This window comes from Polaromonas potterensis (assembly GCF_033446725.1).
Taxonomy (GTDB): Bacteria; Pseudomonadota; Gammaproteobacteria; order Burkholderiales; family Burkholderiaceae_C; genus Polaromonas.
Map to the genome: position 1 here is coordinate 263847 of NZ_JAWQLX010000006.1, position 9566 is coordinate 273412.

At 64.2% G+C, this 9566-nt stretch carries 10 protein-coding genes; 6 read left to right on the top strand and 4 right to left on the bottom strand.

The genetic code is table 11. The features are described 5' to 3' along the window. The first annotated feature begins 9 nt into the window (after positions 1 to 9). From R6254_RS13505 to R6254_RS13520, 4 genes are read left to right on the top strand one after another with little or no spacing between them, the layout of a single operon-like run. The gene (locus tag R6254_RS13505; RefSeq protein ID WP_318407500.1) at positions 10 to 1752 is read left to right on the top strand and encodes an IlvD/Edd family dehydratase; all 1743 of its coding nucleotides are present in this window, start codon (positions 10 to 12) and stop codon (positions 1750 to 1752) included. 9 nt (positions 1753 to 1761) lie between these two features. Further along, the gene (locus R6254_RS13510; protein WP_318407502.1) at positions 1762 to 2661 is read left to right on the top strand and encodes a 2-dehydro-3-deoxygalactonokinase; all 900 of its coding nucleotides are present in this window, start codon (positions 1762 to 1764) and stop codon (positions 2659 to 2661) included. After that, complete coding sequence (locus R6254_RS13515) at positions 2658 to 3296, top strand: 2-dehydro-3-deoxy-6-phosphogalactonate aldolase (protein ID WP_318407503.1); 639 nt, start codon at positions 2658 to 2660, stop codon at positions 3294 to 3296. The genes R6254_RS13510 and R6254_RS13515 overlap by 4 nt, the downstream gene beginning before the upstream one ends. A gap of 20 nt (positions 3297 to 3316) precedes the next feature. Continuing rightward, positions 3317 to 4117 (top strand): SDR family NAD(P)-dependent oxidoreductase, encoded by an 801-nt coding sequence (locus tag R6254_RS13520; RefSeq protein WP_412103168.1) that lies wholly within the window; start codon positions 3317 to 3319, stop codon positions 4115 to 4117. 77 nt (positions 4118 to 4194) lie between these two features. On the opposite strand, the gene R6254_RS13525 is transcribed toward R6254_RS13520, so the two are convergent. From R6254_RS13525 to R6254_RS13535, 3 genes are all read right to left on the bottom strand, one after another. Then, complete coding sequence (locus R6254_RS13525; RefSeq protein WP_318407507.1) at positions 4195 to 5601, bottom strand: MATE family efflux transporter; 1407 nt, start codon at positions 5599 to 5601, stop codon at positions 4195 to 4197. A gap of 101 nt (positions 5602 to 5702) precedes the next feature. Continuing rightward, on the bottom strand, positions 5703 to 6962 hold the full coding sequence (locus R6254_RS13530; RefSeq protein WP_412103169.1) for an MFS transporter: 1260 nt from the start codon (positions 6960 to 6962) through the stop codon (positions 5703 to 5705). Beyond that, positions 6952 to 7428, bottom strand: coding sequence for a MarR family winged helix-turn-helix transcriptional regulator (locus R6254_RS13535; RefSeq protein WP_318407509.1), 477 nt, complete (start codon positions 7426 to 7428; stop codon positions 6952 to 6954). Before R6254_RS13535 ends, R6254_RS13530 begins: the two co-directional genes overlap by 11 nt. Positions 7429 to 7477: 49 nt before the next feature. Here R6254_RS13535 and R6254_RS13540 point away from each other — a divergent pair, with 49 nt between their 5' ends. Next, positions 7478 to 8026 carry a PaaI family thioesterase gene (locus R6254_RS13540; RefSeq protein ID WP_318407511.1) on the top strand — a complete coding sequence of 183 codons (549 nt, stop codon included), beginning with the start codon at positions 7478 to 7480 and terminating at the stop codon, positions 8024 to 8026. A 7-nt stretch (positions 8027 to 8033) separates the two neighbouring features. Here the strand turns inward: R6254_RS13540 and R6254_RS13545 are convergent, their stop codons facing one another. Beyond that, positions 8034 to 8852 carry a class I SAM-dependent methyltransferase gene (locus tag R6254_RS13545; RefSeq protein WP_318407512.1) on the bottom strand — a complete coding sequence of 273 codons (819 nt, stop codon included), beginning with the start codon at positions 8850 to 8852 and terminating at the stop codon, positions 8034 to 8036. A gap of 116 nt (positions 8853 to 8968) precedes the next feature. Here R6254_RS13545 and gloA point away from each other — a divergent pair, with 116 nt between their 5' ends. Next, positions 8969 to 9379 (top strand): lactoylglutathione lyase, encoded by a 411-nt coding sequence (gloA, locus tag R6254_RS13550; RefSeq protein ID WP_318407514.1) that lies wholly within the window; start codon positions 8969 to 8971, stop codon positions 9377 to 9379. The last annotated feature ends 187 nt before the right edge of the window (positions 9380 to 9566 follow it).

Sequence of the window (9566 nt, forward strand, 5' to 3'; positions counted from 1 at the left end):
ATTTACCCTATGACCACACCCCCCAAGCCCAAAAAGAAGCCCGAAGAACTCCGCAGCCAGCAATGGTTCGGCCGCCAGGACCGCGACGGTTTTGCCTACCGCAGCTGGGTCAAAGGCAAGGGCGTGCCGCATGACCAGTTCGACGGCCGGCCCGTCATCGGCATCTGCAACACCTTCAGTGAACTGACACCCTGCAATTCGCATTTCCGCACCATTGCCGAGCAGGTGAAGATTGGCGTGTACGAGGCCGGCGGTTTCCCGCTGGAGTTCCCTGTGATGTCGCTGGGCGAAACCCTGCTGCGCCCGACCGCCATGCTGTACCGCAACCTGGCCAGCATGGACGTGGAAGAAAGCATTCGCGGCAATCCGATTGACGGCGTGGTGCTGCTCATGGGCTGCGACAAGACCACACCCTCGCTGGTGATGGGCGCGTCCAGCGTGGACCTGCCGACCGTGGGTGTCAGCGGCGGCCCCATGCTGAGTGGCAAATGGCGCGGCCAGGAACTAGGCTCCGGCACCGGCGTCTGGAGCATGAGCGAGCAGGTGCGCGCCGGCACGCTCAAACTCGCGGACTTTTTTGAAGCCGAAAGCTGCATGCACCGCAGCCACGGTCACTGCATGACCATGGGCACAGCCAGCACCATGGCCAGCATGGTCGAAGCGCTGGGCATAGGCCTGCCGGGCAATGCGGCCTACCCGGCCGTGGATGGACGGCGCAATGTGCTGGCGCGTATGGCCGGACGCCGCGCGGTCGAGATGGTGCACGAAGACCTGACACTGTCAAAAATCCTGACGCGCGAGGCTTTTGAAAACGCCATCAAAACCCTGGCGGCGATTGGCGGCTCCACCAATGCGGTGATCCACCTGATCGCCATGGCCGGCCGCATCGGCGTGAAGCTGACGGTGGACGACTTCGACCGGCTGGGCAGCGAACTGCCCTGCCTGGTCAACCTGCAGCCTTCAGGCAAGTTTTTGATGGAAGACTTTTGTTACGCCGGTGGCTTGCCGGTGGTGATGAAGGAAATTGCGCAACACCTGCACCTGGACGCCATCACGGCCAATGGCAAAACGATTGGCGACAACATCGCCGACGCGCAAAACTACAACACCGAAGTGATACAACCGCTGGCCACACCTTTCAAGGACAAGGCGGGCATCGCCGTGTTGCGCGGCAACCTCTCGCCGCGCGGTGCGGTGATCAAACCCAGCGCCGCCACACCGGCGCTGATGGTGCACACCGGCCGGGCCGTGGTGTTTGAAAACATCGAAGACTTTCACGCCCGTATCGATGACGAAAATCTGGACATCGACGAGACCTGTGTCATGGTGCTGAAAAATTGCGGCCCCAAAGGCTACCCCGGCATGGCCGAGGTGGGCAACATGCCGCTGCCGCCCAAGGTGCTGCGCAAAGGCATCACCGACATGGTGCGTATCAGCGACGCCCGCATGAGCGGCACGGCCTACGGCACCGTGGTCTTGCACACCGCACCCGAAGCGGCGGCCGGCGGCCCGCTGGCCATCGTGCAAAACGGCGACATGATTGAACTCAACGTGCCACAGCGCAAGCTGCAGTTGCTGATCAGCGACGAAGAACTGGCGCGCCGCCTGAGCCTCTGGACGGCGCCGCCGCCACCGCTGTCCTCGGGCTACTGGAAGCTCTATGTCGATCACGTCTTGCAGGCCGACGAAGGCGTGGACCTGGACTTCCTGGTGGGCAAACGCGGCTCTTTTGTGCCACGGGACAACCATTAACAATCACCCATGAAGCAATTGCTGGCCCTGGACTGGGGCACCTCGTCCCTGCGCGGCGCCTTGCTGGATACACAAGGCCAGGTGCTGCAGGAGCGATCCTTTGCACGCGGCATCCTGACCGTGGCGCCGGGTGAATTTGCTACCGTTTTTGAAGCGCACTTCGGAGACTGGATGCGGACCACAGGCACTTTTTGCCTGATAGCCGGCATGGCCGGCAGCCAGCAGGGCTGGAAGGAAGCGCCCTACTGCGCCTGTCCGGCTGGTTTTGACGAAGTGGCCGCCCGGCTGGCCTGGATCACGCCCAAGCGTATTGCCATCGTGCCCGGCCTGCGCTGCGAAAACGAGGGCCAACTCGACGTGATGCGCGGCGAAGAAACCCAGGTCTTCGGCGCCCTGCAACTGCTGGGCCTGCAGGACGGGCTGCTGGTCTTGCCCGGCACCCACAGCAAATGGGTGGACGTGCGTGCTGGCCAGATCACCCACTTTGCGACCTTCATGACCGGCGAGTTTTACGCCCTGCTGCGACAGCATTCCATTCTGGCGCGCACCTTGCCCGAGGTGGACGGCGACACCAACTGGGAAGCCTTCGACCAGGGCGTGGCCCTGGCGCTGCGCAGCCACAACAGCCTGCTGCACACCGCCTTCAGCGTGCGCACTTTGTCCCTGTTCGGGCGCATGCCGGCGGCGTCACTGCCCAGTTATTTGTCCGGGCTGGTGATTGGTGAGGAGATACGCACCCAGTCCCTGGACACCGGTTGCCGCGTCGTCCTCGTCGGCTCGGATGGGTTGACCCAACGTTATGCGCGGGCGCTGGCGCAACGCCATGTGTCCGTCTTGCGCGCCGGCGCCGAAGCGACCTGGCGCGGCCTGTGGGCGCTGGCCCAAACCATTCACCGGGAAACCTCATGAGCCCCCACGACAAATTCAACGCTGCGCTACAGAACATTCCCCTGGTCGGCATCCTGCGCGGTTTGCAGTCGCATGAAGCCTTGCCGATCGGCCACGCGCTGGCCGCGACCGGCTGGTCGTTGATCGAGGTGCCGCTCAACTCACCCCAGCCGCTGCAAAGCATAGAAGTCATCGCCGCCGCCCTGCCGCTGGCCCTGGTCGGCGCCGGCACGGTGCTGAGTGCCGCGGACGTGCGCGATGTGCATTCGGCGGGCGGCCAACTGGTGGTGTCACCCAACTTCAATGCCGAGGTGGTGCGTGAAGCACTGCGCCTGGACATGGTCTGCCTGCCCGGCGTCATGACGGCTACCGAGGCCTTTTCCGCGTTGCAGGCTGGCGCCACCGGGCTCAAGTTATTCCCAGCGGAGATGATCACGCCTGCGGTGGTGAAAGCCTTGCGTGCCGTCTTGCCGGCTACCGTTCCGCTATTGCCGGTGGGCGGCATCACCTTCGAAAACATGGGCGCTTACCGCAGTGCCGGCGCCAGCGGGTTTGGCATCGGCTCGGCGCTGTACAAGCCCGGCATGGCGGCCAGCGAGGTGGCGGACAACGCCCTGAAATTCATCGCCGCCAGCGCTGGTACGATCCGGACATGAACCCTCCAGCATCGACTCAAATGTCAGGCGTTTCATTCGGATTGAAAGGCAAGGTCTGCATCGTCACCGGCGGCGCGCAAGGCATAGGTGAGGCCTGCGCGCGGCGCTTTGCACGCGAAGGCGCGCAGGTCGTGATTGCCGACATGGCCGATACGCCGGGCCAGGCCCTGGCCACCGAGCTGGGCGCGCTGTTTATCCATTGCGATGTGGGCGACAAGGCACAGGTCGATGCCGTGGTGGCCCGCACCGTGCAAGAACATGGCCGCATCGACGTGCTGGTCAACAACGCCGGCATCTTCCGCGCCGCCGATTTTCTGGACGTCACGGAAGCCGATTTCGACGCCGTGTTGCGCGTCAACATCAAGGGTTCTTTCCTGATGGGCCAGGCCGTGGCACGTGTGATGGCGCAGGCCGAAGCACGACAAGGCGTCGGCGGGTACGCCTCGCGGGGCAACATCGTCAACATGAGTTCGGTCAACGGTGTGCTCGCGATCCCGACGATTGCCAGCTACAACGTCAGCAAGGGCGGCATCAACCAGCTGACACGGGTGATGGCGCTGGCGCTGGCCGACAAGGGCATACGTGTGAACGCCGTTGCGCCCGGCACCATCGCCACCGAACTGGCGGCCAAAGCCGTGCTGACCAGTGAAGAAGCCAAGGCAAAAATCATGAGCCGCACACCGATGAAACGTCTGGGTGAACCCTCGGAAATCGCCGACGTTGTGGCCTGGTTGGTCAGCGATGCCGCCACGTATGTCACCGGAGAAATCGTCACCGTGGACGGCGGACGCATGACGCTTAATTACACGGTGCCGGTCTAACCTTCTTCCTCGCTACCAAATAGATAGCTGCTTGCGCCCGTTCTGATTGGGCTAGAGGCCTTTCTTCCTTATAAACCTCAGGCCTGCGGCATACGTTTCAACAGTCCGGTCAAGGTGCGCGGCCAGCCGACGGCGCCAAACCAGGCGCCGCCGGCAATGGCCCAGGCATTGACCAGGCCGTAAATCACCAGCGCCACCCCTTGCGCAACAAACACACCGGTCAAGCCGCTGCCCCAGCGCAAGGCCAGCCAGCCGCCGGTCACCGCCACCAGCAGCCGCGCGATATTGCCGATGACCGGCCAGAGCAGGCGTCCGGCGCCTTGCGACGCAAAATACAAGACCAGGCCCAGGCCGAAGAAGCCATACACCGGCCCGACAGCGCGCAAGTACTGGCTGCCGGCTTCCAGCATCGCCGGGTCGCTGTTGAACAGCGACAGCCAGGTGCCCGGAAAGGTCGCCGCCCACAAACCAATGGCCTCGGTCATCACAAACGCCATGGCCGCGCCTATCCAGGTGGCACGCAAAGCGCGCTCATGCTGGCCGGCGCCCATGCAAGTGCCGACCATGGCGACCAGCGGCGCGCCAAAACCAAACACCAGCGGCACCAGCAAATACTCCAGGCGCGAGGCCGTGCCATAACCGGCAATGGCCGCCGTGCCGAAACCGCCGACCAGCGCGGTGGTGATGCCTATGGCCAGGTTGGTGGCCACCGTGGACACCGTGCCGACCAGGCCGACGCGCAGAATGTCCTTGAACAAGACCCAGCGAAACCGGATGTGCGCGAGTGACGGGCGCAGCAGGCTTTTGGGTGACCACAAATAGGCTGCCAGCGCGAGGCTGCCCACCAGGTAATACGCCAGCAAGGCGATGGCCCCACCCGCAATGCCCAGCCCCGGCAGCGGGCCCCAGCCAAAGATCAGCAAGGGCGACAAAGGCACCAGCACCAGCGCGCCCACCACCGTGACAATCGCCGGCACCGCCATGTTGCCGGTGCCGCGAATCACGGCCGACAGCGTGTTGAACAGCCACACCAGCAAGGCACCGGCAAACACCCAGTTGGAATAAGTCATGGCCGCTTCCAGGGCGCCGCCGGTGCCGCCCATGCGGCCATACAACCAGCGCCCGCCGCCCAGCACCGCCAGCATGAACAGCAGCGCGAACACCGCAGCGATCACGGCGGCATGCAACACCAGCGCGTCGGCATCCTCCCGGCGCCGCGCGCCCAGGGCGCGTGCAATCGCAGAGGCGATGCCGCCGCCCATGGCGCCGGCCGAGGTCATCTGCATCAGCATCACGACCGGAAACACCAGCGCCATGCCGGCCAGTGCGTCGGTGCCCAACTGGCCGACAAAATAGGTTTCTATCAGTCCGACGCCGGCTTGCGCCAGCATCACCAGCACATTGGGCGCGGCCAGGCGCAGCAGGGTGGTGGCAATCGGCGCTTCCAGCAGCAAGCGTGTGCGAGGGTCAAGACCAGCCCCCACGCTCCCCACTGCGTGTGGTTCGCTGCCCCTGCGGCCCGGCAAAGCCGGTTCCGCGGCCCCTGCTTGACTTGAAGAGCCTGTACTCGACGCATTGATGTTATTCATGCTGCCACCTTGGTTTCGCGTGGCAACAGCGTCTCGCGAATCGGCAGGTTCACCAGCGCGGCACCAACCGCCAGCACAATGTCGATGTACCAGACCCAGTCGTAGCTGCCGGTGGCCTGGAACACATAGCCACCCAGGAAGGCGCCAAAAAAGCCGCCGACCTGGTGCGCCAGCATCACGATGCCGAACAACATGGCCATGTTGGCGGTGCCAAACATCTTGGCGACCAGCCCCGCCGTGGGCGGCACCGTCGAGAGAAACGTCACCCCCATGACGGCCGCAAAAATCAGCATCACGGCCGGTGTTTTAGGCGCCAGCAAAAAGACCAGCACGGCGAGGCCACGTGTCGCATACAGCAGCGACAGCAAGGACTTCATGCGCCAGCGGCCCACAGCCCAGCCCATGGCCAGGCTGCCGACAATGTTGAACAGGCCAATCATCGCCAGCGCCCAGCCGCCGATTTCGGGCGGCAAACCGCAGGCCGCGATCACGCCCGGCAGGTGGGTCGCCAAAAAGGCCACGTGGAAACCGCAGACCAGAAAACCCAGGCTCAGGTAGCGGTAACTCGGCGTGGCCAGCGCCTGGCGTATGGCCTCGCGCGCGCTCAAGGCTTTTTGGCCCGAGGCTGCCGCCGCCTGTGCGGCCAGCGCCTTGGAATTGCCCTTGAGCACCCACACGGCCGGCAGCGCCAGCAGCACGCAGACACCCAGCCACTGCATCGCGCTGGCCCAACCCACCGCAGCGGTCAGGCCAATCGCGATGGGTGCCATGGCGAACTGGCCGAAGGAGCCGCCCGCATTCACAATGCCGCTGGCCAGGCCGCGTTTTTCCAGCGGCACCAGACGCGCGGTAGCGGCCATCAGCACCGAGGGGCCAGCCATGCCGGCGCCGCCTGCAGCCAGCACACCGATGGCAAAAATCAAACCTGCCGTGCTGGTCATCAGCGGCGTGAGGATGGTGCCTATGGCGACCAGCGACACCCCCAGCAGAATCACACGCCCGGTGCCAATACGATCGGCCACGGCGCCGGCAAAAGGTTGTGTCAGGCCCCACCAGAGCTGGCCAAACGCAAAGGCCAGGCTGATGCTGCCTATGCCCAGCGCGGTTGAAGTATTGAGCGCCGATAAAAACAGGCCCATGGTCTGGCGCACGCCCATGGTCAGCGCAAAGGTGCCGGCCGCGGCCAGCAGCACCAGCCAGAGCAGGGTCTTGTTTTGTGCGGCGGGGGCCGCGGGAGGGATCGTTTTATTCATCATCGCTTCCAGGCAAAGGGGACAGGCGTTCCAGAGATTCGTCGATCAAGGCGTGCAGGGCCAATACCCGGTCCGTGCCCAGAATGTGGTTGATACCTTCTTGCGCCACGCGCCAGCGGCGCTGCGCCTCGGTGCGTTTGTCGCGTCCGGCCTCGGTGCTGCTGACCAGGCGGCTGCGGCCATCACTGCCGGGCGCTATCTCCACCCAGCCGGCGGCAACCAGCGGCTGGAGGTTGCGCGTCAGGGTGGAGGCATCGACCTTCATCTCTCGGGCCAGGTCGCCGGGACGGATGGGGCCGAGCTTGACCACGTAGGACAGCAGCGAATACTGCGTGCCTTTCAGCCCGGTCTTGCCGACCTCGGCGTCGTAATGCTGGGTCACGCGGCGCATCAACTGGCGCAGCTTGAGGTTGGTGCACCCTTGCGGCTTGAGGCCGGCCGGGGTGGAGGCGGGGGTGTCAGTTTTCATGATCAGATTGTAGCTACAATTGTTGTATATGCAATCAATGGAGAAATGAATGACCCCGGAACAAACCCAGGAACAATGGAACGAAGAGCGCCAGGCTGTCGTGGCGCGCATGCTCGCCGGCGGCGGCAAACCTGGCCTGGCTCAGCCCGACATGGTGGCCGGCAAGACCGGGCTGGAAGTGATGCAGGCCATGCTGGCCGGGGCCCTGCCCTTCCCGCACATTGCCGACACGCTGGACTTTTCGCTGGTCGAAGTGGCCGCCGGAAAAGCCGTCTTCCAGGGCACGCCGCAGCTCAAACATTACAACCCGCTGGGCACCGTACACGGCGGCTGGTATGCGACGCTGCTGGACTCGGCGCTGGGCTGCGCCGTGCACACCATGATGCCTGCGGGCCGGGCCTACACCACGGCCGAACTCAGCGTCAACATCGTGCGCGCCGCGTCAACCAAAACCGGTCCGCTGCGCGCCATCGGCACCGTCCTCCACTGTGGCCGGCAACTGGCCACCGCCGAAGCGCGGATTGTCGGGCCCGACGGCAAGCTCTACGCCCATGCAACCACGACCTGCCTGGTGTTTGAGATGCCCAAACCGGCCTGAACCGCCGTCAGCGCTGGACGCTGACGATGTGCGCCTGAATTTTTCCCTCGACCGGACCCGGGCCGAATCGCGCCGCGAGCGCCGCTGCACAAACCTCCGTCGCCTGCGCCAAACTGGCGCCGGAACGCGCTTCGATCTCATTGCGCACGGGCGTTCCCTGGCAATAAGCCATGGCCGCCACCTGCGGCGTCGCGGCCCGGCTGTGCTTTGCGAGGGTTTCGAAACGCGGCTCGGCGCTGAACCCCGCTGCCGCGAGGTCATGCGTGATCGTGTCCCGATCGAAATAACCGTGGGGCGTGCGCGCCATGAAACGAGGAGGATCGGCAGGAAAAAGGCCGGCCAGCGCCGTCATGGCGGTGTCGGCAAATTCGTTCTCCTCGATGCGGTCCCAGACATTGAAGATCAGCGTGCCGCCCTCACGCAACACACGCCGCGCTTCGGAAAATCCGCTCACCTTGTCCGGAAAAAACATGGCGCCGAATTGACAGACGACAACATCAAAACTGGCGTCATCGAAAGGCAGCTGCGTCGCGTCCGCCTGCTGCCACCGCACGGGCCGCGGCGTGCCAATGGTCGCGGCACGATCAAGCATGGGCGGGTTCAGGTCGGTCGCCACCAGCGCCACCTGATGGGGCAAGGCACGCGCCAGCGCACGGGTGAGCGCCCCCGTGCCGGCCGCCGTCTCCAGCACGCGCGAAGGCGCGAGTACGGCCACACGTTGCGCCAGGTCGGCGGCATAGACGTCAAAAATGAGGGGCACCAGGTAGCTGTCATACAGCTCGGGAATGGAGCCGGCGAAAAGGACGTCAGAGCCAGGGCTGGTCATGACACACCTCCTTGGGCAAAGGGCCATCGTACGCGCGTCGGCGCCCCTTGAACAGCGCCCTGGTGAGGGGCTGCGCCTCCCTGGCAGAATTTTCACCGGCGCGGGATAATTGGCGGATGCGACTACTCCACACCATGCTGCGCGTTGGCAATCTCCAGCGCTCCATAGACTTTTACACCCAGGTTCTGGGCATGCAACTGCTGCGCACCTCGGAAAACCCCGACTACAAATACAGCCTGGCTTTTGTCGGCTACGAAGGCAACCCGGCACAGGCCGAGATCGAGCTGACCTGGAACTGGGACACCGACAGTTACGAAATGGGCACGGCCTATGGCCACATCGCCCTCGGTGTGCCCGACGCCTACGCCGCTTGCGACAAGATCAAGGCAGCCGGCGGCAACGTGACACGTGAAGCCGGCCCGGTTAAAGGCGGCAGCACCGTGATTGCCTTTGTCACCGATCCTGACGGCTACAAGATCGAACTGATCGAACGCAAGGAAAATGCGACTGGCGGCGGTCTGCGCTGAGGACTCCATGGGATCGCAGGAGTCAAGCTGCGTTTGCGGCTTGCCTTCGGCAGTAGGACGGACTCCCCACTCCCACCCCTAACCCCTTACAGGGACTTCCCACGTAGTCAAGCATTGTTCGTGATAAGTTTTCCTTGGTGACGGTTTTCTTGCTTTGTCGTGAAATTGATGGTGCGAGGCAACGGGA

What these genes read in the sequence shown, in the direction of transcription:
- R6254_RS13505 (WP_318407500.1), top strand. Translation starts at nt 10, where the DNA reads ATGACCACACCCCCCAAGCCCAAAAAGAAGCCCGAAGAACTCCGCAGC.
- R6254_RS13510 (WP_318407502.1), top strand. Translation starts at nt 1,762, where the DNA reads ATGAAGCAATTGCTGGCCCTGGACTGGGGCACCTCGTCCCTGCGCGGC.
- R6254_RS13515 (WP_318407503.1), top strand. Translation starts at nt 2,658, where the DNA reads ATGAGCCCCCACGACAAATTCAACGCTGCGCTACAGAACATTCCCCTG.
- R6254_RS13520 (WP_412103168.1), top strand. Translation starts at nt 3,317, where the DNA reads ATGTCAGGCGTTTCATTCGGATTGAAAGGCAAGGTCTGCATCGTCACC.
- R6254_RS13530 (WP_412103169.1), bottom strand. Translation starts at nt 6,962, where the DNA reads ATGATGAATAAAACGATCCCTCCCGCGGCCCCCGCCGCACAAAACAAG.
- R6254_RS13535 (WP_318407509.1), bottom strand. Translation starts at nt 7,428, where the DNA reads ATGAAAACTGACACCCCCGCCTCCACCCCGGCCGGCCTCAAGCCGCAA.
- R6254_RS13540 (WP_318407511.1), top strand. Translation starts at nt 7,478, where the DNA reads ATGACCCCGGAACAAACCCAGGAACAATGGAACGAAGAGCGCCAGGCT.
- R6254_RS13545 (WP_318407512.1), bottom strand. Translation starts at nt 8,852, where the DNA reads ATGACCAGCCCTGGCTCTGACGTCCTTTTCGCCGGCTCCATTCCCGAG.
- gloA (WP_318407514.1), top strand. Translation starts at nt 8,969, where the DNA reads ATGCGACTACTCCACACCATGCTGCGCGTTGGCAATCTCCAGCGCTCC.